Origin of the sequence: Fibrobacter sp. UWB2 (assembly GCF_002210425.1) — a bacterium.
Classification (GTDB): Bacteria; Fibrobacterota; Fibrobacteria; order Fibrobacterales; family Fibrobacteraceae; genus Fibrobacter; species Fibrobacter elongatus.
On the sequence record NZ_MWQK01000005.1, the window covers coordinates 113,158 to 136,524 of the forward strand.

Here is a 23,367-nt window from a genome sequence, read left to right on the forward strand (position 1 = left end):
AACAAGACTATTAAAATCAAAAGCACAACAACCATTTTGCATACCCTATAACGGAATTTTTTCAGCAAGAAAATCAACAACCCGCTTTGTCGATTGATTATCAACAAAAGCATGAATACGATGCAAGGCTAAATTTCTTTCATTTTTCGCAGAATCTATATTTTCAGAGACTTCATCAACAAAACGCGTCAAATCCGAGACGTCGTTTAAATAAACGCCTTTTATCCACTCAAAGTAATCAATGCTAAAGCCTGTACCTGCAGAGTATTCTTCAAAATCATCTATTGTTAAAGCTATTGGACGATTTAAAAGCAAATATTCATGATATATGGAAGAATAATCCGTTATTAAAGCATCAAATGATTTTATCAAGTCCATCATCGAAACATTCAATTTGCTCAACAAATCCTGTGGAATTATCTTGATATTTGAAAAATTGACCTTTGGAAAATCATCTAATTGAGCATGATGTATTTTTAACGCCAATAAAACACCTTTTTCTTTTAAAAAATCATTCAACTTTTCAAAAGCTTCTCTTTGATACAATAAAGGAACGCCAAAAGGGAATTTTTTTGAACAATCTACCCTATGACCAAATTTGTGCCTACGAAAAGTAGGCATCCATCCAATAATTTTTTTATATCGTACATTATTGCAGTCATACTCCCATGGTCTTATGACAGACTGATCCAGAGGAATAAACAATCTATCATTATTAGGATAACCCAATGGAAGGAATTGTTCACGATCTAAGCCGGCGCCCTTATACACAACAGACGATTCCAAACAAGCCATTTCACTCGACAATGAAAGAATATAATCTATCTTACCAATAGCATGTGAATACTGATCAACTCTTTTCAGCGTTCCCCCATGTCTTGTATGCAAACGAAATGTTTTTAGACTAGTTTTTTCAATATACCGGTTACTATCAATAATAAGTTTCGTGATCACTTTATAACGGAAGCGTCTAAAACGGTCATAAAGAGATATATTTCCAAAAAAAGGAATACATTCTATTTTTTTGGGGGGAACAAGAGATTTATCAACAGCCCATACCAACCGATATTTTTTTTCATATCCTCGATTTTTCAGTTCCTGATAAATCATCCAAGGGGAACCATCAAAATCCGGATACGACTCGAAAAGAATTATTTGTTTAGAAAAAGCGCCCAAAAATTCAAAAAAAGCCAACACACCTAATTTTATTTTTCGAACAAATCTTTTTTTCAATTCGGTAATCATTGCAGCACATAAATCCTTTTCCTCAAAAATAGAAATTTTGCAAATTTTCATCACAACAATCATCGTAAACCGAATCAATCCTGCAGAGACAGTTCAAACAATTGAGCAACGTTTTTTTATTTTTGCATTGCCTTCTTGGAGCTTTTAAAATGCCTAAAGTTTCTGTAATCATCCCCGTTTATAACGTCAGTATCAAGTATCTCAAGGAAATGATCAGTTCTCTGTCATCACAAGCGATGAGTGATGCGGAATTTCTAATTGTTTTTGACGGAGACAATGAATCTTTAGAGGCTCAATGCAAGGATCTCATTAGCCAAGATAATCGTTTTACTATTATCAAAAAAAGACATAGTGGTGTTTCTGATACTCGAAATTTTGGAATTCAACACGCTCAAGGAGAGTACATATCATTTGTAGATGCGGATGATTGGGTATCATCAGACATTTACCCCAAAGCCTACCAAATTGCCAAGGCAAACAACAGTGACATTGTTTTTTGGGACATGGCATCCGTTTACGACAATGGGCAAATCGAAAAGGAATTTTTCGAAAACGAATCCATTCCATCAATTTCTGATGAGCAAAAAAAACTTATAATGCCTCAATTCGTTTGGGTACAGCACGGGAAATACGCACCCATTATTTCTGTATGTTGCAAGCTCATTAAAAGAAGTTTTCTCGAAACTAACAAAATTAAATTTAATTCGCAACTAGCTATTGGCGAAGACCGAATATTCTTTTTTGAAGCAATAACTAAAGCAAAAACGATATCATACTTAAACGAATGCGGATATTTTTATCGTCAAAACCCATCATCTGCAATGCACAGGTACCATACGGGAGGACTTCCCTACTTAATTCAATATCTAGATGCTTTTGATCGAGATTTTTACCAAGCAAATCGTCCCATTTTTGGAAGGGAAGCATATCGTTTATTTGCCTTAAGCTGGGAGCTAACATACATGAACCCCCAAAATCCTGAATCGTATCTGCGAAGAATGATTCAACTATCCAAAGAAATCAAGCAAAAATACATTCAGGATTATTTGCAATATGTCGATACAAAAGGATTGCCCCTTGTAAAAATAATCGATTTATTTTTGTTCAGACACAAAATCACCCTATCATTATGGATTCGCGGGTTGATCAGGCTTATGAAAAAAATTTACGCATCCTGAGAACTTTCTGTATTTGCATCGCCATAAATTTCATGCAATTTTTTTATGATCATGCAAATAATAAAAAAGTAGTTTATTTCCAATCCCAAAAATGTAGACAAAGTATATCCAACAGCAATTGCCAACGGGAAAAAGCAGGCTTTTTTCCCGAAATACGGTTTTAAACACTTGACCATATATATTAAACAAGCAATATAAGCAATAGCGCCAAGAGCTCCGTAATCAACAAGCAACTGCAACCAAATACTCTCCGCCCCAAGAATATCCGCATCGACTTCCTTAACAAAGGTCCATGTAAAGCCATAGCCATTTCCCCATATTGGAGAATTAAAAAAGAACGGTAGAATAACGAGATATTGCATCAGTCGCATATCCATACTACTTCCTGTCACTGCGGTATCAGAATGAATAAAAGAATCCACTAAGGTCATAACCCAACCACCGAATAAGAAAATTCCACCACCAATCAATCCTATTTTCAATAATGCAAATCGGTTTCCTTTTAGGTAATCATATAATGCAGGCATTAACATTACAAGAACAGCTGCAAAAACAGATCTTGAGCCTGTTAACCAGGGCAAAACTAAACACAATGCCATCAAAATTCCTATGAAAAAATTATTGTTTCTGTTTAGTTTCCAATAGTCAATAAGTAAATATCCAAAAGTCCCCATGGCCAAGCCCATTGACATCGGCGTATCAAAAATACTTTGCAATCGTTTAAACCCAAAACGAATTTCAGTATAATTCCACACATTAGCATTCACGATATCCAACTGTCTAATTGACTCAATTATCAAATTATCACCAAGAGCAAGTTCTATCAACGCATAGATGGTGCAGAATCCAAAATATATCATAAATAAACGGACCAACAGATTCAAGTCCTTTTCATCATCTAAGACACACCAAACAACAAAAGGAAAAACGTAAATTGTATTAAGAGTAAATACAGTACTAGGCCAATGTGATTCCGCAAATAAATTCGTAATTACGAACGAAAGCGCTACAACTATACTGGGAATAACAAAAGGATATGTTTTTATTTTGGGAATAAAACTACTTTTTATAGGCAGCAAAATAGTCAACCCTAGACAGCACAAATCCAAAATCGAAGTCACTTGTCGGTCAATCGCAGGAAACATGTGCAAAAGCAACGATAACGGAGCCATTAATAAAACAGCTACACGAAAATTCACTAAAGCAAAAGCTAAATATGCACCGACCAAATAAGAAATCATTTATTCCTTCTCACACCCTTCATATCAAAAAACCAATATGCTTTTCGAAATAAATAACGTATTTTCAGAACAATTCGATACGGAAATCCTTTTGCAATCATTTTCATGAAAAGCATATCCACTTTGTGGACATCTCCCCTTGGCATTAAATACGTACTTCCATTACGAATATCATTCAGCAAAGACGGTATTAAATCATCTAAATTTTCTGCAGAATTAGAATATATTTTTTCAAGAAACTTAAAACTCATTACTGCTAATTCGGCAGCGCTTTTTCCATAATAAGGCTTCTGAGCAGCCATATCCACGATTTTCCGATTTTCTTCAATCAATACAAAATGAGAACGACGGACACTTGAATTCACAATGCTAGAAGATCTCTGTCTGTAATGATATAAAGCAGTTCCTGTAAAAGCGAGTCTTTCCAATTTAGGGTACAAATTTCGCGCTACAGGAATATCCTCATAAGCCTGATGCGGAAAAGACAAAAAATCAACAACATCCCTTTTATACAATTTATTCCATGCCCACGCTGTTATTTTTCCAATACAAAAATTCTCTTGTATTTCCAACTGATTCCAACAACGATTTTCTTTTTCAAATTCGGTACAGCTTGTAGGCCAACCATTTTCCCAATCAACCCATACATTACATGCAGAAACTAAAACATCAAACTTCAAACACGCATGAAGCAACTCTTCATACATACAGGATTCACACCAATCATCACTATCAACAAAGCCTATAAAATCACCTTTTGCTATCGCTAAGCCTGCATTTCGAGCATCTCCCAAGCCACCATTTTTCTTATGTACAACTTTTATTCGTGAATCTTTCCTAGCCCATGAGTCACACATTTCAGGACATTTATCTGGAGAGCCGTCATCAACTAGAATTATTTCTAGATTCCTATAAGTTTGAGCAACAATACTTTCAACACACTGATCGAGATATTTTTCGACCTTATACACAGGGATGATCACCGAAATCAATGCTTGATGAGACAAATTTTTCTCCAATCTCTACTTTTCAACAAGTTTATCAAAAAGTTTCATCAATTGCTCATAATGCATTTCAGGAGAATAAACCGTACATATTTTTTCATAGGCTTTTTCGCCCATCACTTTAACAGCATCAACATTTTCAAGAGCCTGTTTCAACTTAGATTTCAAATCTTCTGGAGAAGCGTATTTAAACAGGAATCCAGTTTTTCCATCTTCCACTAATTCAGGTAACGAACCAATATCAGTCGCAATCACCGGCTTTTTAAAGGCAAAGCTTTCCAAAATTGCATTCGGGAAATTATCATACCATTCAGAAGGTACAATAGTACACAAACAATTTTTCAAATAAGGTTCAATTTCACCGAAACTTTTTTTCCCAAGGAATTCAATATCACATTCCTTTCTTGACAAGTATTCTTTCAATTCATCTTCATAGCCATCATTGGAGAAACCAATAATTTTTAGTTTCATTGAAGAACCAACAAAAGCATTCACTAATGTCAATAGACCTTTCTGCTTTTCAATTCGCCCCACATACAAAAAATATGGTAAATAAGACACATCCGGTTCTTGCTTTAAGTTAAAGAAGGTCGGAATATGATTTAACTTATCCTCAGCAATACCATATTTTTTCAGTTTATTCAACGTAAATGTCGAGGGAACAACAAAGGCATCGATTTTCTCCGTCGTATGTAAAAAATCGTGCAATTTTTTAGCAGCAAGTTTTATTGCCGAATACACACGGGAGTTCATTACACACTTGTTCTTAACGCAAGACAAAGAACGGCTATTTAAGCAATCTTCACATATTCCCTTTCGTTCATTATAGAACAAAGCGTTCGGGCACATGTACTGGAAATCTGAAATTCTGTGAACAACCGGAATATTTCTCGCTTTTGCAACATCAATGATGCTAGGAGAAATTTTGTTGTGATAATGGATGATATAGACAATTTCCGGTTTGTACTTATCCAAAAAACGAGCAAATGCTTTTTTCGCCTCAAAGGAATAAAACATTCTCGTAAAAGACTTCAAGACAACACGGAGAGTCTTCTTGCTTTGTGCAAAATAAGTCTGATCATCTACGGTATCCAAAAAATCTTCTTCGTACGGAGACGGAACATTCTTTGAACTCTTGATGCTAAACGGAATGACCTCATGTCCATTCCGTTCCAGCACTTCCTTGATATTGAACATGTACCGTTCCGGTCCACCGGAAACATAGTAGCGATAATTTACAAGAGCTATTCGCATAGTGCGCTCACTACTCTTCAATTCTCAAATCGCCCTGACGCGGATCCTGACCGACATCGAACGTCGGGAAACAGGAGCAATCCACTTCCTTACCGAACAAGCTCTTGAGCTTGGCCTTAAGCACCCACGGAGCCACATGCGCAATATACTTCTTCATCACCGGAGCAGCGGTACCCACCATCCAGCAATTCTTGGGGCAGGTACGAACTTTTTCGCGAACCTTCTGAGCCTGCTCGCTGAACCAGATTTCTTCGAAGTTCTTAGCGTTGTGAATATTACCCATGCTTTCCTGCCAGTAGCGTGGCTCCAGGCCGTTGCAGGGGTAAACTTCACCCCACGGGTCAGTAAAGAAGTTCACGGAGCCAGCCTCACACGGCAGCATACGCTTGCCGCCCTGGATATACTTGATAAGTCCCAAATTGAAGAATGCACGGAACCAGGACTTCGGATGATTCTCTTTCAAGAGGCGGTTCACCAATTTACCAATATTCTCGCAGAGTTCTTCCTTGTTACTAATCTGATTGTCTTCCTTGTGGAAATAGTAACTGTTGTGGAAAGCGGCGGTCGCAAACTCAAAGTTCATTGAGAGCGCAAGTTCGTAAAGCGGAATCAGATCATTGCTGTTCCAGTTACTAAGCGTCTGGCCAAAGCCGATATCCTTCACACCCATCTCGTGGAGAGTCTTGAGCGTGCGCATACCGCGTTCAAAGCCGTCATCGCGACCACGCAAAAAATTATTCGTACCTTCAAGACCCTCGATACTCACGCGGATGCCAATATTCGGAAAACGTTCCGCCAGTTTTATGACGCGATCCACCCACCAACCACTCGTACTAATTACAATACGCGGAGCCTTAGTGTAGAGAACCTCAACGATGTCCTCCAAATCCTGACGGATAAAGGGTTCGCCACCAGTAACATTTGCGAACTTGAGTTGTGGCAAAATTTCCAAATCTTTCGCCTGGATCTCTTCGCTTTTCTTAGTCGGGTTCTTCCAAATGTTGCACATTTTGCATCGCATTTGGCAACGATATGTCGTAATCACCGACACGTCCGTCGGCATCTGTATTTTACTAGAACCACAACTGCAGTTTGCACAACTCATAATGACCTCAAGTAACTCACTTTACTAAAACCTGATACAACTTCATTGTACGATCCGCAATCACATCCCAATCATAGTAACGCAAAACAATTTGCTTAAAATCCCTTTCTATGGGATTTTTCATAAAGTTCTGTATTTTTTCCGCCAATTCGTCCACATCACCCAATTCATAGAAACACTCAGCAGGAAGCGGGACTTCCATATTTGCCGGAATATCACTAGCAATCACATTCCTGTTATAACCAAGAGCTTCCAACAATACTATCGGGAGCCCCTCGTGATAGCTCGGAATAACAAACAAAGATGCGTTTTCAAAGACCGCCTGAAGTTCTTCGCCGTGAATATATCCAGGAAGAATTGCACCGACTTCATTTGCGTCCGACTTCATCTTCTCGGCATACCCCGACTCGAAATCCGCAGAACCGGCAATCACAAGCGGAACATCCTTAAGATTAGCCTTCTTATAGGCCGCAATCAAATCATGGAAACCTTTTTCCTTAACAAAACGGCCTAATGCAAAAATATAACGTTTCCCTTTCAGCCCATACTTATCAAGCCACTTGTTAGCAACAAGCTGCGACAAAGTCGGCTGTAAAGTAACACCATTGTTGATACGGAACGTTCTCTTGCAATGGTACTTTTCTTGAAGCCATTTTTCGAGCAAATCCGAAATAACAATAACACAATTCGAAAAAGTCGTTCCGACAAATTCACTCAAACGAAGAACAGCCTTAGCAAACCATCCCCACTTAGCACGGTTATAATCTTGGCCATGATGGGTATAAACAACTTTAAGACCAAAAAGTCTAAAAAACGGAGCAACGAAAGACGGCCCGATAGCATGCAAATGCACAATATCAGGTTTCCAACGCAACACTTTCAAAAAGCAGCGGAACGTATGGACAAAAGTTTCTATTCCCGCTATTTTAGGCGCATAAACAGGAACAACCTGTACACCCTTATATTCATAAGGCGTCTTTTGTGGGGTATATGCCTTTCGTGCAAAAATCACGACTGAAGCCCCCCGTTCAACAAGACGCGGATACAACTGCTGACAATGGGTTTCAATACCACCCATAATATCAGGGATCCCGCGAGTACCGACAACTGCGATTTTCAAGATCTTTACTCCGCTTTGCCCTTACCGATGCTCGTCACTTCAAAGCCGATCTTGCGAAGGGCGTCCGCATCCAAAATATTGCGGCCATCAAATACAAATGCCGGTTTTGCCATCGAACTGTAAATGCGTTTCCAGTCGAGCTCGGCAAAGCACTTCCATTCCGTGCAAACGACAACGGCGTGGGCGTCTTCGGCAGCCTTGTACGGGTCTTCTTCGAACGAGACCTGATCAATCACGTCCTTGAGGTCGCGCTTTGCATCCGGGATAGCCTTCGGGTCGGTCACGACAGGCAGTGCATGTTCGGCGAGCAAGTCACGCACAACGAGGTTCGCCGGGCTTTCGCGGGTGTCACCGGTATTGGCCTTGAACGCAAAACCGAACACGGCAATTTTCTTGCCTGCAATCGTATTGAACATGGTTTCGAGCATGCGGTCCACCACGCGGTGCGTCTGCCACTCGTTAATCTTCACGACGCTTTCCCAGTAAGCGGCGACTTCCGGGAGTCCGTAATAACCGCAAAGGTACACGAGATTCAGAATGTCCTTCTTGAAGCAACTGCCACCGAAACCGATGGAAGCCTTGAGGAACTTGGAGCCAATGCGGCGGTCCTTGCCCATCACATAGGCAACTTCGTCGACATCGGCACCAGTGCGTTCGCAGAGAGCGCTAATGGAGTTGATAGAACTAATGCGCTGTGCGAGGAAGGCGTTCGCCGTGAGCTTCGTGAGTTCGGAGCTCCAGAGGTTCGTCGTAAGGATGCGGTCACGCGGCACCCAGTGGGCGTACACGTCTACGAGCTTCTGGCAGGCTGCGAGGCCCGATTCTGTCTGGTGGCTACCAATGAGCACACGGTCCGGTTCAAACAAGTCGTTGATAGCCGTACCTTCAGCCAAAAATTCCGGATTCGAGAGGACTTCAAAGTGGAGGCCCTTGTCGTTCGAATTCAGGATGCGTTCCATGGCCGCAGCGGTGCGAACCGGGAGCGTCGACTTTTCGACGATAATCTTGCCTTCATCGGCAATTTCCAAAATGTTGCGGGCGGTCTTTTCCCAGTACTGCAAGTCAGAAGCCTTGCCAGCACCGTGACCAAACGTTTTCGTCGGGGTATTCACCGACACAAAGATGATATCCGCTTCCTTGATGGCGGCAGGAATATCCGTACTAAAGAACAGGTTACGGCCACGGGCGCGCTTTACAACGTCGTCCAGACCTGGTTCAAAAATTGGGAGATTTTCGCTATTCCAGGCATCAATACGCGACTGGTTGATATCAACTACGGTAACCTTAACATCGGGGCACTTATCGGCGATAACGGTCATGGTGGGGCCACCGACGTAGCCAGCACCAATGCAAACGATTTTAGTTTCAAAACTCATGATACTACAAGATAGAAATTAGAAAGCTATACGATGAACATCGCTTTCAAAACATAGGCTATTTATAAGGTTCTAGCGCTCTCCAGCCTATTTAAAGAGAGCAGAAACTTCACTGACGCTTTCCGGCAGAATCACTCGCGTGGGGTTTGTTTCGCCGTCACTCCAACCTACAAAAGTACTTCCCATAAGAGGCTCCGCGCTAAGCACCACCGGGAATCCCATAAAGAAATTCACAGTCATTTCCGGTTCATCAACGGGGAGGTTGTGCACAAGAATCTTACCAGGGCCATTTACAGACAAGGTTACAGCCGCCTTTTTACCGAGTGCAAAAAATTCCTGCAATTCGTCGTAAATAACACCTGGGCGGTCCATCGCAAAATTCTTGATGGCGTTAAGCTGTTTTGTCATTTTCGAAGCACTCAGCCCCCAGCGTTTTTGATCGCGAGGAATTTCCGACTGGATTTCCGCCATCATCTTTTCGATGCGTGCAAGCACACGCGAGCTTTCAAAATTCATTTGCAAGAGCACCGCCATTCGGTTGATAAAAGCCGCCTTGAAGCCTTCGTTTTCAAGCAGTCTTCGGAGCAACAACGTGAATTCAGGCCCGTTTGGCCAAGAATCCCCATCTTCCGCTGTTGCAAATTCAAATATGTTATTCGTATATTTGCTGTAATCATTCCCGAAACCAAAATCAAGATCGTACAGGAACCATTTCCACAGAGTTTTGGGGCTTGTACTGCGCCACTTCTTGAGATTATTCGCCGGCCAGTCGCGGTTATTCGCAAAGAGCTCCGTATGCATGTAATTGATGAAATTATCGACATCTATTTGCGATGCGATATAAGAGTAATTTTCCTCGTCATCCAAATTATTTGATTCCAGCCAATCCATCAACGCCACGTAATCGACAGCCGAACCCGCCGACACGGCATTATCCGCCTTGAGCAAATCTATTTTATCCGGATCAAGTCCGTAATGCGTTTCGAAATAGTCTGCCGTCGAGCGCTCACGAATGCTGTGGATACCGAAATATTCGCCGTTATAATACACGACTGCAAATCGCCCGCGCTGGTAATCAACGCCAAGCCCTTCGCTCACAGAACTTGCCAAGCGGTCGCGAATGTAGTCGTTTCCGCAATTGCTCCCATTATTGCGCAGCAGGAACACCTTGAACTTGTTCAGCTCCGGGAATTCAGGGAACAGCGGATACTTCAGGTGAGAATCGCCATATTTTTCACGGAACGTAATCGCCACCGACTTCTTGTCTTTTTGCCTGCTGTAATTGCCAAAAATTTTGAGTCCTGCATTCTTCGCAAATGCAGGCGCATCCGTCCCTGGTTCCATCAATTCCACCGTCACGGGGATTTCCTTGTCAAGCCAGTAATTGGCGCCGTAATGAGGTTCCTTGCTCTGCGCATACGGGCCTTCCACATAAATACCTGTATCCGGGTCAAAAAGCGAATTCGGGTCAGCCGCAAGGAACACCGCAGGCACAGCAGGCGCACTTTCGAAAACGTAAGTGCGAGTCACCACATCGCTCGGGAGGCTTTGCGGAGCGATTTTTGCACAGCGTATTACCGTCGTCTTGTCGATTAAAATACTCTTCTGAAATACAGTCTCTTCCGAAGGCAATTTGCCACCTGTTTCGCACACGGCATTATTCGTACTTTCAAGATTTAGAACAAAAGGTTCTGTATAAAATCCCGAAGGCGGGAACAGCAAGGTGTCGATACTCTCTTCACGAGTAAAAGTCAACGTACTTTCCGTATAGCCATACGGCGAAGGATCTGCATAGCCCCAGCCATTTGCATAGCTCCAAGTTTTCCCTAGAGGCAATTCCGGGTAAGATACAGAATCCACAATCGCCGTATCAGCATTCACCAAGTAAAGCGAGCCGCCTTTTTTTGAAAGCTTGAAACCCGCATGCGGTTCATGGCCGCGATTGCGAGTAATGTAGCTGAAAACCTTAAGAGTCACTTCTTGCGATTCATTCGCATCGGGGCTAAACCGCGTCCCGTAAATATTCGCCAAATCAGGGAATGTCGTTCCCGTAGGGAGAGCCATGCGGTAAACCGTCGAAGAATCCCCCGTCCCTTCAAGGACCATTTCGTAACCTTTCCAATCGTCAATGTCGGGTTGTGCCAAGCGCACAGAAACTTTGCGACCTTTTGTAATGTACGCCTGCATCAAGATTTCATTGGCAGCCGAAATATCAAGCACATCCGAGGGGTCGGTGTTCCCCGTCCCAACAAAAAGCGAAATGGACGCCCATCCAAGTTCCTCGTTTTCGCCCAATTGCATCACCGAGCCTATGCGACGCTTTCCATTTTCACTAAAGCAATTTTTCTTGTATCCCGGCAACGGATCGGCATAGCTGTAACCCGGTGGGTCGCTTTCTGCATCCGTCCATGTCCAGCAACCTGGCCCAATCATATCGATAGAATCATGCGGCATCACGTAATCGGGATAGTTCTTCCCCGACAAGAAAACGACCAAAAATGAGTTCGGCGCGATTTTCACATCGCCAAGTTTCCACTTGAAAGGTTCATCTTGCGAGTCCGTCAAGTACATCCCAGACAAATTCACCGTATCTGCAGAAGTATTGAAAAGTTCTACCCAGCCCGCGTCATCGCCTTCGTGATCTTTATAATCAATGTTAACCGGATCGACCTCCGTGAAAATCACAGGGCCACCCGCAAAAGGGAGGTTCGCGCCATCTGCATGACCATTTGCAGAAGAACTACTTCCCAAATCAAAATTCAGCGAACTTGGATTATCGTCTGAGCACGCAGACCAAAACAGAGCAACAATAAAAAGAGGACCAAAAGTCCTACAGATCTGAGACGAAAGATCATTCCAACACACCATAATGTGGAATATATATTATACTTGAGTATTTGGAATGCCGGGCTCGGAATATAAGAAAAAAACTACTTCTTATTTTCGAGTTCCGAAGCAACCACTTTCTTTCGGCGCGGTCTGCGAACAATAAAAAGACAGGCGCCAATCAGCACGAGCGACACAGAAATCACCTTGCCCATCGGGAACGCTTCGTAAAAAACGAGAGCCCCCGCAAGCGTAGGTACTGCGGCACCGACCGCCGCGCTGAACGGGATGATGAACAGCGCACGTCCACGCGAGAACGACACCTGCGAATACAAAAAGGCAATGCCGTATGTCGCCACATAGCCAAGCGTTCTAAAGTCCATGAGCAAATTTGCCACTGACGAGAACTCGATATGGTCCAAATCAAAATCCATTGCGAGACTCTTGTAGAATGCCGCCGAGAGTCCAAAGCCAACCCCCATGATGAGCGAGTCGACCATTTCGCGGTCTTTCACCCAGAGGTGTGCAATGAGCGTTGCAAAGCAAAGCCCGCCTGCATACAGCCAAAGCGTACCAATGTTCTGCACGGCAGTCGATTCACCGAGATTCTCGACGGAATACAAAAGGCCTGCCACGACAAAGCAAATGGCTACAACAATGCGCTTGGTCAAGACTTCCTTCAAAATGCAGAATCCCATGAGTGCCGTCAGCACCGGATTCAGGACCATCATCGGTTGCACTTGCGAAAGGTCATACTGCGCCATCGCAATGTAATAGCCGACAGTCGCTAGCCCGGAGCATGCAATGCCAAGCCACCAAAATTTATTCGTGATAACGCCCTTGAAAAATTCCCAAGGTCTAGAAGTACCGCCCGTGCGCTTGCCAACAGTGGACACCCCGGACTTTTCCAGGATGTTTCCACAGGCAAATAAAAACGCAGGACCAATTGTTAAGAGTAAGAACAACATAGGAAATTACAAGCAACTACTTCTCAGGATATATTTCCTGATAGATCCAATAATTTCCCATGACGCGCTTGACGTAGTCGCGGGTTTCCCAGTAGCTGATTTCTTCGACGCGCAAATCCCACGGGAGGCCTTCGCTTTCGGACTGCCAGCGCTTCGTCGGTTTCGGGCCCGCATTGTAGTTGCAAAGCACATACATGTAGTCGTTCTTGTATTCGTCCTTGAGGTCGATCAAGTAGCGGATCCCCAAGCGGATGTTCATGTAAGCATTGTAGAGGCGCTTCGGATTAAAGCCCGAAATCTCTTCCTTGTCCGCAAGCATCTTGCCCGTCGCAGGCATAATCTGCAAAAGGCCACAGGCGCCCGCAGGTGATGTAATCTGGAAATCGAAAATGGATTCTTGACGCATCACGCTATACACAAAGAACGGATCGATGCTCGTGCCCGAGTAGTAAACCACCGGGTCTGCATACGGGACCGGGAAGAGGTAATGCAGCACATCAAGCGGCGGAGACATAAACAAGCGTCTGTCCATCTTTGCCTGGAACTGGCGTGCAAGCCTATAACCGGCAGCCGTTTCGCCAACATCGTAGAACAGCTTTCCATATTCGTACAGGAAATCCATACGCTTGAAATTCTTCTTCTTGATTTCTTCATAGAGCCTAAAGGCTTCTTCTTCAAAACCGTAAAGGAAGAGTTTCTTGATGCGTTCAAAGCGTTCCTTGGTATAGGAACCATCCGGCTTTCCAAGCTTGTTTACAGAGCGAATCCATTCAACAGTCGCCGCATGGGACATCGGCACGCCATGAGCGTACGGAATCTTTTCAGCCGGGAGCAAGTGTTTTTCCAAGAGCTTGGTACGGCTGCGGTGTGCATAGTACGAAAGCGGAAAATCCTTGATACAGTCAAGATAAGCGGCACGGGCAAGCGAATCCTCGCCCATTTTCATATACGTATCGCCCAGGAACATTCTCGAGGCGCTTCCGCTCCAGAGGAACGGATCCTTCGTTGCATCACGGAAGTAAGCGGCGGCCTCTACCCACATGCCACGCTTAAAGTAGCAGTAGCCTATGCGGAATCTCGCCCACTGGCGCTTGAGATTGCTCTTGAAACGCTTATGGATGAGTTTCTTGTAGCAGTCAATCGCCTTGTCGTACATCAGCTTTTGTTCAAATTCAAAACCGCGCAACCAGAGGTTGTTCGCATTTTCGTTACTGAACTGGCTCACATCCTGCAAGAGGGAATCATACATGTGGATTTCTTCGTCAAAAACGCCTGCGGCTTCCTTGCGGTAAAGCTTGAGGATGGCCTGGATCCAGGACGGACGCGGTTCCACATTTTCAATCAAATAGCGGTACTGTTCAATCGCATTTTCGTTACGGTTCAGCGAACGGAGTGCAGCAGCACGCTTTTCCCACAGCATAATGCGGGTGTTCAAATCCAGCGTGCTCTTCTTTAGGCGGGCATAAGCCGGATCGTCAAGCACCACGACAGAGGCCGGATTTTTTTGCGCCTGCTGAGAGTCCATAATCTGGATGGAATCGAGCAAATCAAGACAGCTCTTCATTTCGTCTTTCGTGCAGGCCATCTTTGCATAGGCAACCTTTTCGGCCAGCGACTCCGGAGCGCCAATCACCTCTCTCAAGCGGCGGACAGAAGCGTAAGCAGAATCCTTGTACGATGTACGGCTCGTCAAAAGCTTCATGTACATGCGCTTTGCCTGCTTCAACTGGTAAGAATCTTCCAGGTAGCGGGCGTAACGGTACTTCAATGGATCGATATCATCGCTATCTGGGTTTCCGTTAAGGTAAGCCATTAATGAATCAGCACGGGCCACATCATTCAGCGAATAGTCCGCCATGGTGGCTTCAATTCTCAAACGGTCGGCAGCATCACGCCAAGCCCTATCATTTTCAAGGCTCTTTTCGAGGCGCAATGTTTCGCGCATCTTGGCATAGTTTTCTTGCTTGAAGTTTGCCTTTGCCATACGGAGCACAACCGTTCCCAAAAGTTCCGGTTCACGCTTGCGCAACGAATTATAGGCGGCATAGGCACTATCCCACTGTCCACTGTAATAGTAATAGGCTGCGCGGGCAAAGTCGCGAGAGTTCTGCGAAACAGCAACATCATTCATTGTCTTCTTTGCACGGGCGGCACGGATAACGGCATCCTGGAACTGGTCCGGAGCAATCATTTCCTGATCCGCAAACGGGGACTTGTACGTAGAATATACAGAGCCGTCCACCTGAGCATACAAGGCGGCCGAACAAGCCAACAACAATGAATAAAATAATTTCATCAGCAAACCAACTGTTTTTATTTTTCAACCTGTCCCACAAAGCCAGATATACCAAGTTCCATAATGGTCTGTGCATACTTTTTATGCAAAAACGCATTAACGCTCTCGGCATCTTCCATTTGCAGGACTGTCAACGCAGCATCACGAACATCTTCAAAGTTGATAGAACGAATAATCTTCTTCGTGGTCATCACGCTCCACGGAGTCATCGAAAGTTCATCAACACCAAGTCCAACCAGCAAAAGCACGCTCATCGGGTCCGTACACATTTCACCGCAAACAGCCACGGGGATTCCTTCACGGTGTGCCGCTACCACAGTCTGGTAAATCATGCTAAGCACAGCCGGATGGTGCGGTTGGAACATATCGGTAATAAGTTCGTTTGTACGGTCAACGGCAAGCGTAAACTGAATCAAGTCGTTTGTACCCAAGCTAAAGAAATCCACTTCCTTAGCAAGTTTGTCCACAATCATCACGGCCGCAGGGACTTCGATCATCGAGCCAATTTTCACGACCGGGAGCTTATGGCCTTCATCCTCAAGCTGCTTGCGGGCCTTGGCAATGCAGGCTTTTGCACGTCTGAGTTCCGTCATGCTAGAAATCATCGGCAAGAGGATGCGCAGGTTGCCCTTTGTATTTGCAAGCAACAGAGCTCGCAACTGCGTAATGAAAATGTCTTCGCGATCCAGGCACACGCGGATAGAACGCCAACCCATAAACGGGTTCGATTCGTTCACCGCAGAGACTCCCGAAACAAGCTTGTCGCCACCCGCATCAAGCGTACGGATAACCACCGGATACGGGTCCATCTTTTCGAGGATATGCCTATAGGCGCTTTCCTGTTCCTTTTCGGTCGGGGTATCCTTCCTGAAGAACAGGAATTCCGAACGGTAAAGGCCAATGCCCGTCGCACCAAAGTCAGTTACTTTATCTGCTTCGGTCGGGATTTCGATGTTAGCGTGCAGCACAATGTACTTGCCGTCACGAGTCATCGGTTCCAGCTGGCGCATCGTGAAAAGTTCACGGCGCTGGCGTTCGAACATTTCCTGGCGTTCGTGGAACTTGCGGATATCCTCTTCGTTCGGGTTGATGATAACCTTACCATCAGCACCGTCGACGATAATCGTATCGCCGCTCTTGACGAGGGCCGCCACATTTCTAAGGCCGGACACTGCCGGAATCTGCAACGCTCTCGACAAGATGGCCACGTGGCTTGTACGGCCACCGGTATCCATCACGATTGCGTTTACCTGCCCTGGCTTCAAAGTCATCAAGAAGCTTGGGACAAACTCATGGGCCACAAGGACAATGCCTTCTTCGTCAGACACATCCTCCAATACCGGTCCGGAGTCGTCCATCGCAGACATCAGGCGGTTGTACAGGTCCCTAAGGTCTGTCGCCTTGTCGCGCATGGCAGGAGAATCAATTTTCTCAAACTTTTCGATGTAGGCGTTAAATACAACGTGCACCGCCCACTTCGCATTCTTGTGCTTTTTCTTGATCTTGTCGAGGACTCCATTCACGAGTCCCGGATCCTGCAAAATCATCAGGTGCGTTGCAAAAATCAGGCTGTCCTTGACGCCAGCTCTGCTTTCCGAAATTTCCTTAATATGGGCGATTTCCTTGGAGGTCTTGCTGATGGCCTTCAGGAACATCTGCTCTTCTGCAGCAAGACGGCTCTCCGGGAGAGTCTCGTCGACCACGGAAAATTCACGGTTTGCAACAGGGAAAACCGTACCCATGGCAAAGCCAGGGGACGACGGCACGCCAACGAGTTCAATCCTCTGGGACTTCACTTCATTGGCGGTCTTTGCCACAAAATCAGCAGGGTTCTTCGTTGAAGTGGTCATCAAAAAGCTTTTCCAACTGCTGAACGACGAGCTCTTCATCCTCGCCATCGATTTCGAACTTGACTTCGGAACCGGCAGGGATGGCAAGCATCATCACATTAAGGATGCTCTTCGCATTGGCCTTGGAACCATCAAACACGATGGATACATCGCTCTTGGCCTGACCCGTGATATCGACTATCATTCCGGCCGGACGGGCGTGAATACCCAGTTTGTTGGAAACGGTAAGTAACTTTGTAATCATCAATTCCTCAGAAGAAATCCACATTAATGTCAAGGCCATCCTGCAGGATGATCTTGAACAGGCTGTCAGCAGAGTGCACCGTCTTGACAAGGTCGTCATGAAGCTGTCTATCGTTCAGCAAGATACCGACGGTATTGTCCTTTGAATCCATCTTGGCCTGCACCTTGGCAATCAGCCCATCCAAATGCTTTGTCACGCCTTCCAGGTCAGATATGAGCTGGTTTGCGTTCCCCATAACCTTGTCCGTCCCGGCAAAGAGGCCGTTGATCGGTTCCTTGACGCCATCGACAAGCTCGTTCACCTTGACGGTCACCTTGTTCAGGTTGGCAAGGCTCTTCTTGAGCTGCGGATCGGTCGTCGTCACAAGAGACATCAGGCGGTCTTCAAGATTCTCGGCCTTCACGAGGAGAGTCTTGAAGCGGTCCTGGAATTCCGGGTTTGCAATCGTTCCGTTCAAGGCCGTCTTTACAGCCTCGAGCAAGACCTTCGTGGAATCGCAAACTTCACCGGCAAGGCCTAAAGCTTCAGCAATGCCCGCATCGAACTGGCCCGAGATGGTATCGCCCGGCACGTAGTATTCTTCGGAGTCACCGAGAATCATGCCGATTTGGCGTTCGCCCATGATGCCGATGTTCTGCACGCGGATTTCGGAATCCTTCGGGATTTTCACGTTGGACTTGAGTCTCACCGTCACCACCACGCGGTGCCCAGCAAGCTCAATGGACTCCACACGACCAAGCTTCACGCCGTTGATCTTCACGGGGTCATCCAAAACAAGCGTACTCACCTGCGTAAAGCGCAAGTGGTAAACATCAAAAGTTTCACGCAGATCCTTCTCGTTCAAGAAAATCATGCCAAATATCAAGATGAAAATGGCTAAAAGAACGACTAGTCCGACGGAGAAATATAAAGCGGTATTCTTTTTCATTCTAAAAACAATCTAGCATATTTTGCGATTGGCATTGGATAGCGGGGGCAAAAAGCCCCCAAAACTACTCCCCGATTCTCACGATGGGGCTGTTCGTCTCGATGCCGTTCACATGACGGTCCAACCAGTCGAGCAAGAGGGCGTCACGTTCTGCCTGCGGGAGCGCAAACTTTTCACGGCCCTGCTTCTGCATGAACACGTCGAGGTAGGTCATAAGCACACCACCGGCAACGGAGACGTTCATCGATTCCGTGATGCCATACTGCGGGAGCTTAAATTCATAGTCCGCATGGGCAAGCGTGTCCGGGTGATTCCCGTGGAATTCACTGCCCAGATAGAAAGCCATCGGCTGGCTCAAATCGAGGTCGAGCACGGAATTCGTGGTGTTCGTGCTGGCGACAGCAATCTTGTAGCCCTTTTCGCGAAGCTTTTCCATGCAGAGCATGCGCTTCTTGTACAGATAAAGGCTCATCCACTTGTAAGAACCTTTCAAGATGGACTTGTTCACGCTATAGGCATTGTCTTCTTCGATGATATGAACATCCTGGAGACCAAAGACTTCGGCAGTGCGGATAACGGCGGAAATGTTGTGCGGGTCAAACAGGTCTTCGAGCACCATGCAAAAGTGGCGCGTGCGGCGGTTCACGACAGAAGTCAAGAGCTCGCGACGGCGTTCCGTGACACGTGCAAGCAAAGTTTCCAAGTCCTTAGGTTCACTCATTTTTTATTCCTTTATTATAAAAGTATTTGCCTTGAAGTCAGGCGATTCAATAGACTCTTTTTTCTCTTTCGGTTCAGCCGGCTTCACCACCGGCTTTGGCTTAGAAAGTTCCATCTGGGAACGTTCAAGGCGTTCGGCATCACCAAGTTTCCAGGAGCCACCGGCAACCACCTTGTCATATTCTGCGATATGGCGCTTGTTTTCGGGAGTGCGCAACTTGGCGTTTTCCGTAAGCGGGCGTCTGTTTCCGCCATAGTACATCGATGCCGCCTTCTTGATATCGTTCACGACATCGTCGATTTTTGAGTTCACGACGCTCTTGAAGACGCGCAGCTGCATAATGGAATTCAGCACGGAGTTTGCCGGGAAGACAACTGCAGTAAGCTTGTACTTGAGCTTGCGCGGCGCGACGAGGTCCATATCCAAGAATGCGACAGCTGTTCCCTTGAGGGACCATTTCAAAATCTGCGCATAGCCGTATCCAAAGAACATGTTACGCAACATCGTCTTTGTGCCTGCACTATCCTGCAAGGCCCAGTAAAAGTCACCGGAAAGGCCATGACCGTTACTGCCCGAGAAATAGCGGCGGTTAAGGCTATTGTATTCCAACGTATATTCAGATTCAAGATAAGCGTTAATCAAGTCTGCCGTAAAGGGCATGTTGTCGAACAGGTACGAAATTTCGTTGACCTCGAGCGGGAGCGTTCCTTCGCTTGAGTAAATAGCCCTGTACTGGCGGCCGAGGCGCAAAAACACGTCCGTCATCATCGGGGCCTTGATATCCAGCGGGAACCCGCGCTTGACGATTTCCTTGTACGGGCCACAGAATTCCTCGTCATAGCTGATTTTCGGCCACGGTTTCAAATCCGCTTCCGTGCAGGCTTCGTACTTGATGTCAAGGCACTTGTGCATGCCCGAACAGAACGAACGCATGTCGTCGTCCTTGTTCTTCATTTTCATCAAGAGCTGCCTACGGGAGACCTCCGACGAAGAGACTGTCTTGGCGGCAAAAGACAGAGAAGAGCCTAGCGCAAGCCAAAAGCAGACGCACATCAATAACGAAAAACGCAAATTTCTTCCCTGCATATTAAACCTCGCTCCTAAAGGTTATCTGAATTCAAGACTATCTAGCGGAATCACCGTGAACGGTTTCAGTGAATCGAACATGGCGACAGGACCGACGATCGAAATAGTCATTTTCTCCTTATCAAAATACTTAGCGATCATCGCCTTGACCTGCTCTGCCGTCACTGCATTGATTTCCGTCACATAATCTATATAATGATTGTCCGATTTGCCAAGTAATTCACCCTTTGCAAAGATAGATGCCGTTGACGCCGGGGAATCAAACAGGCTCGGGAGGCTCTCGACCAGGGACTTTTTAGCCTGGGAAAGTTCTTCGGGAGTCGGGCCATCCTTTGCAAGCTTTTCCACTTCCTCAAAAATGAGCTTCATGGCAAAGTCCACCGTCTCGACCTTCGTCTGGAGGGCAATCGTCGTCATCGCGGTATCGCGGTAGTCGTTTCCGACCGTGCTGTAGACGCTATAGGCAAGGCCTTCGTCACTGCGGACGCGGTTCATAAGCCTCGAGCTGAAGCTTCCACCGCCCAAAATGAAGCTTGCGACGGCCGTCGGGTAATAATCCGGGTGCGGGCGCTGCACAAACGGCTGGTTCATGGTGATGTTCGCCTGCGTGATGTCCTTGTCGACCACATAAACGCCAGGCTTACGGGCAAAGGCAAGCGGAGTCGGCTTCGGCTTTTCAGCCTTCGAAGGTTCCACATTCCAGTCCGCAAAGAACTTCTTGAGCTGAACGACTGCAGAATCCTTATTGACATCGCCAGCAAGAGCAAAGACGATGCGCTTCGAAGAGAACACACCCTTGGCAAGGCGCTTCACGTCGGCGGCGGTCACGGCCTTGTACTCGGCAGAATTGGCATCCCAGAGTCTCGGGTTCGGCGCATAGTTCACCTTGGCCTTAAGTGCAGAAAGCACCTTGGCGGGCGTTTCAAAACGACGTTCATAAGCCGTAACGTAATTCGCCTTCACGACTTCGAGCTGGTTTTTATCGAATGCAGGCGCCGTGAGCACCTTTTTTGCGAGTTCAAGCATCGACGGGAAGTCTTTCGAAAGGCTATTGATATCAAAAGCGGAGAGGTACGTTCCAACACTAGTCGAGATCGAGGCGCTCACGAATTCCAGGGAATCTTCGAGCACATGCGGGGTGATTCCGCCACCTGCACCACGACGGATCATGGTACCGACCATTTCAAAAGCGGCCTCGTCTTTCAGCACCTGCGGCAAGTTGCTTTCTTCGAAATAGACGGTAAAGTCCACCAGCGGGAGCGTGCTATCGCTTACGATATAGCCCGTAATGCCCTCTGCGATTTCTACACGGAAATCCTTCGGATACGGGGCAACATACTTGTATTCCGGGAACTGGATCTTGCTATAGTGTTCCGGCAAGTCACTTGCAGATACATTCGAGGAGCTAGAGCCCCCCACTGCAGTAGCGTACATATCCGGAGTATGCTTAATATGGGAGGACTTTTTAGGCATCAGGGAACATGATGTCAAAGCCAACAAAGCCGCAAAAGCAGCGGCAGGGATCAAATAATTCGTTTTCATCAAGTAGAAAATAGTAAACTAATTAGGAACATTCCAAAATAGACCAACCATTTTAAGGTTTATCGCTCCCCTTTCTGGAAATAGACATATATTAATACTTGAGCCTTCCTAGTGGCCACAACACGCGTAGTAAGCCAACCTCCGGCTTCCGCACAGTTCTCCAGTCGAGACACAAGCCCCACCAGGAAGGCTTCTTCAATCCCTCCTATGAAAAAGACCCGACGCGAGCGCGCCGGGCCTTTTTTCATTGCATTGTCACCCCGGCCCTGTGCCGGGGTCTGCATACACATTTTTAGCTAAATCTTCCGTTAAGCTGTTTGCGGCGGCGGCCTCGTTCCGAGATAACGGCTTCGATCAGGAACAGGAGGGCAGCAAGCCCGAGGAAAATCTGGTAGCGGTCCTGGTAATTTTCCATGCGGTCGCTGCTCTGGTCCTTCTTTTCAAGCGTTGCAATCTCGGTCAAGACCTTTTGCAGCTGGAACTCGCCCGGACTTGCATAAAAGTAAAGCGCACCCGTCACACTAGCGATTTCCTGGAGCGTTCCTTCTTCAAGGCGGGTCGTCACGATGTTCCCTTGCATATCCTTCTTGTAGACGCTACCGCCATTTTTGTCCTTGAGCGGTATAGGCACGCCTTCGCGGGAACCAATGCCGATTGTATAAATCTTGATGCCGAGTTCAGCCGCTTCCTTTGCCGCATTGACCGCGGCTGCTTCGAGTTCTTCGCCATCGCTCATGAGAATCATCACGGAATGCTGACTTGCACCACCGGAGTTTTTGAACAAAGTCATACCCTTGCGGATAGCGCTTTCGAGGTTCGTGCCCGGCATGAGCCAGCCCGGATTGAGTTCGCGAAGCACCATCTGCACTGTACCGTAATCAAGCGTCAAAGGCACCATTACCTGGGCTTCACCACTGAACGCCACAAGGCCCACACGGTCCCCCGTCAGCGATTCAAGGAAGGCCGAAATCTCGTGACGGCTACGGACCAAACGGTTCGGCTTCACATCTTCGGCAAGCATCGAAAGCGAGATATCCTGCAACAGCACAAGGTCCTGACCGCGGCGTTCCACATGTTCCATCTTGCGGCCCCACTGCGGGCGGGCTAGCGCCACGAACAAGAACGCAATAGCGAGGAGCAAAAGCAAGACCTTCGTGAGGCGTCTCCACGGAGAAACGCTCGTCGAAAGTTTCGAGAGCATAGGGAGCGAAACAAAGCGTGCCGCCAATTTTTTACGGCGATGGTAAGCATACACAAACAGAAGCGCAAATAGAGGCAGAGTAAAAAGGCCCCACAAAAAATTCGGTTCGGCAAATCTCATTATCTACTCCGATAAAAAATCTTGCATCAACAAGCACCAAGAATATACAAAAGTCTACGAGA

Annotated in this window: 18 protein-coding genes; 1 reads left to right on the forward strand and 17 read right to left on the reverse strand. The window is 46.2% G+C overall.

Features of this window, described 5'->3' with window-relative positions:
- Positions 1-45: 45 nt before the first annotated feature.
- Positions 46-1,308: a CDP-glycerol glycerophosphotransferase family protein gene (locus B7982_RS10720; protein WP_088660745.1), complete on the reverse strand. Its 1,263-nt coding sequence runs from the start codon at positions 1,306-1,308 to the stop codon at positions 46-48.
- An 86-nt stretch (positions 1,309-1,394) separates the two neighbouring features.
- Here B7982_RS10720 and B7982_RS10725 point away from each other — a divergent pair, with 86 nt between their 5' ends.
- The gene (locus B7982_RS10725; protein WP_088660746.1) at positions 1,395-2,423 is read left to right on the forward strand and encodes a glycosyltransferase family 2 protein; all 1,029 of its coding nucleotides are present in this window, start codon (positions 1,395-1,397) and stop codon (positions 2,421-2,423) included.
- Here the strand turns inward: B7982_RS10725 and B7982_RS10730 are convergent.
- From B7982_RS10730 to B7982_RS10810, 16 genes are all read right to left on the reverse strand, one after another.
- A complete protein-coding gene (locus B7982_RS10730) occupies positions 2,411-3,664 on the reverse strand; it encodes an O-antigen ligase (protein ID WP_088660747.1) in 1,254 nt (417 codons plus the stop codon). The two genes, B7982_RS10725 and B7982_RS10730, sit on opposite strands and share 13 nt — an antisense overlap.
- Positions 3,661-4,671, reverse strand: a complete 1,011-nt coding sequence (locus tag B7982_RS10735) for a glycosyltransferase (protein WP_158213004.1) — start codon at positions 4,669-4,671, stop codon at positions 3,661-3,663. The genes B7982_RS10730 and B7982_RS10735 overlap by 4 nt, the downstream gene beginning before the upstream one ends.
- A gap of 15 nt (positions 4,672-4,686) precedes the next feature.
- Entirely contained in the window at positions 4,687-5,922 is a 1,236-nt protein-coding gene (locus tag B7982_RS10740) for a glycosyltransferase family 4 protein (RefSeq protein WP_088660749.1), read from the reverse strand.
- A gap of 10 nt (positions 5,923-5,932) precedes the next feature.
- Positions 5,933-7,027, reverse strand: coding sequence for a radical SAM protein (locus B7982_RS10745; protein WP_198953268.1), 1,095 nt, complete (start codon positions 7,025-7,027; stop codon positions 5,933-5,935).
- Positions 7,028-7,043: 16 nt separating this feature from the next.
- On the reverse strand, positions 7,044-8,147 hold the full coding sequence (locus B7982_RS10750; RefSeq protein ID WP_088660751.1) for a glycosyltransferase family 4 protein: 1,104 nt from the start codon (positions 8,145-8,147) through the stop codon (positions 7,044-7,046).
- Positions 8,148-8,152: 5 nt separating this feature from the next.
- Entirely contained in the window at positions 8,153-9,523 is a 1,371-nt protein-coding gene (locus B7982_RS10755; protein ID WP_088660752.1) for a nucleotide sugar dehydrogenase, read from the reverse strand.
- An 87-nt stretch (positions 9,524-9,610) separates the two neighbouring features.
- Positions 9,611-12,274, reverse strand: coding sequence for a CotH kinase family protein (locus tag B7982_RS10760; RefSeq protein ID WP_233138509.1), 2,664 nt, complete (start codon positions 12,272-12,274; stop codon positions 9,611-9,613).
- A gap of 179 nt (positions 12,275-12,453) precedes the next feature.
- Positions 12,454-13,317: an EamA family transporter gene (locus B7982_RS10765; protein WP_088660754.1), complete on the reverse strand. Its 864-nt coding sequence runs from the start codon at positions 13,315-13,317 to the stop codon at positions 12,454-12,456.
- Positions 13,318-13,333: 16 nt separating this feature from the next.
- The gene (locus B7982_RS10770) at positions 13,334-15,595 is read right to left on the reverse strand and encodes a lytic transglycosylase domain-containing protein (RefSeq protein ID WP_233138510.1); all 2,262 of its coding nucleotides are present in this window, start codon (positions 15,593-15,595) and stop codon (positions 13,334-13,336) included.
- Between the two features lie 35 nt (positions 15,596-15,630).
- Positions 15,631-17,463: a phosphoenolpyruvate--protein phosphotransferase gene (ptsP, locus tag B7982_RS10775; RefSeq protein ID WP_088660756.1), complete on the reverse strand. Its 1,833-nt coding sequence runs from the start codon at positions 17,461-17,463 to the stop codon at positions 15,631-15,633.
- Positions 17,435-17,707 carry an HPr family phosphocarrier protein gene (locus tag B7982_RS10780; RefSeq protein ID WP_073423927.1) on the reverse strand — a complete coding sequence of 91 codons (273 nt, stop codon included), beginning with the start codon at positions 17,705-17,707 and terminating at the stop codon, positions 17,435-17,437. The genes ptsP and B7982_RS10780 overlap by 29 nt, the downstream gene beginning before the upstream one ends.
- Positions 17,708-17,714: 7 nt before the next feature.
- Positions 17,715-18,635 (reverse strand): MlaD family protein, encoded by a 921-nt coding sequence (locus B7982_RS10785; RefSeq protein WP_088660757.1) that lies wholly within the window; start codon positions 18,633-18,635, stop codon positions 17,715-17,717.
- Between the two features lie 64 nt (positions 18,636-18,699).
- On the reverse strand, positions 18,700-19,356 hold the full coding sequence (locus B7982_RS10790) for an RNA methyltransferase (protein ID WP_088660758.1): 657 nt from the start codon (positions 19,354-19,356) through the stop codon (positions 18,700-18,702).
- Between the two features lie 3 nt (positions 19,357-19,359).
- Complete coding sequence (locus B7982_RS10795; RefSeq protein WP_088660759.1) at positions 19,360-20,442, reverse strand: hypothetical protein; 1,083 nt, start codon at positions 20,440-20,442, stop codon at positions 19,360-19,362.
- 21 nt (positions 20,443-20,463) lie between these two features.
- Positions 20,464-21,984: a pitrilysin family protein gene (locus tag B7982_RS10800; RefSeq protein ID WP_088660760.1), complete on the reverse strand. Its 1,521-nt coding sequence runs from the start codon at positions 21,982-21,984 to the stop codon at positions 20,464-20,466.
- 292 nt (positions 21,985-22,276) lie between these two features.
- Entirely contained in the window at positions 22,277-23,305 is a 1,029-nt protein-coding gene (locus B7982_RS10810) for a VWA domain-containing protein (protein WP_088660762.1), read from the reverse strand.
- Positions 23,306-23,367 lie beyond the last annotated feature (62 nt).

Coding starts and splice junctions, on each gene's coding strand:
- B7982_RS10795 (WP_088660759.1), bottom strand. CDS start 20,442: ATGCAGGGAAGAAATTTGCGTTTTTCGTTATTGATGTGCGTCTGCTTT.
- B7982_RS10725 (WP_088660746.1), top strand. CDS start 1,395: ATGCCTAAAGTTTCTGTAATCATCCCCGTTTATAACGTCAGTATCAAG.
- B7982_RS10720 (WP_088660745.1), bottom strand. CDS start 1,308: ATGATTGTTGTGATGAAAATTTGCAAAATTTCTATTTTTGAGGAAAAG.
- ptsP (WP_088660756.1), bottom strand. CDS start 17,463: ATGACCACTTCAACGAAGAACCCTGCTGATTTTGTGGCAAAGACCGCC.
- B7982_RS10780 (WP_073423927.1), bottom strand. CDS start 17,707: ATGATTACAAAGTTACTTACCGTTTCCAACAAACTGGGTATTCACGCC.
- B7982_RS10740 (WP_088660749.1), bottom strand. CDS start 5,922: ATGCGAATAGCTCTTGTAAATTATCGCTACTATGTTTCCGGTGGACCG.
- B7982_RS10810 (WP_088660762.1), bottom strand. CDS start 23,305: ATGAGATTTGCCGAACCGAATTTTTTGTGGGGCCTTTTTACTCTGCCT.
- B7982_RS10785 (WP_088660757.1), bottom strand. CDS start 18,635: ATGAAAAAGAATACCGCTTTATATTTCTCCGTCGGACTAGTCGTTCTT.
- B7982_RS10765 (WP_088660754.1), bottom strand. CDS start 13,317: ATGTTGTTCTTACTCTTAACAATTGGTCCTGCGTTTTTATTTGCCTGT.
- B7982_RS10790 (WP_088660758.1), bottom strand. CDS start 19,356: ATGAGTGAACCTAAGGACTTGGAAACTTTGCTTGCACGTGTCACGGAA.
- B7982_RS10745 (WP_198953268.1), bottom strand. CDS start 7,027: ATGAGTTGTGCAAACTGCAGTTGTGGTTCTAGTAAAATACAGATGCCG.
- B7982_RS10730 (WP_088660747.1), bottom strand. CDS start 3,664: ATGATTTCTTATTTGGTCGGTGCATATTTAGCTTTTGCTTTAGTGAAT.
- B7982_RS10755 (WP_088660752.1), bottom strand. CDS start 9,523: ATGAGTTTTGAAACTAAAATCGTTTGCATTGGTGCTGGCTACGTCGGT.
- B7982_RS10800 (WP_088660760.1), bottom strand. CDS start 21,984: ATGAAAACGAATTATTTGATCCCTGCCGCTGCTTTTGCGGCTTTGTTG.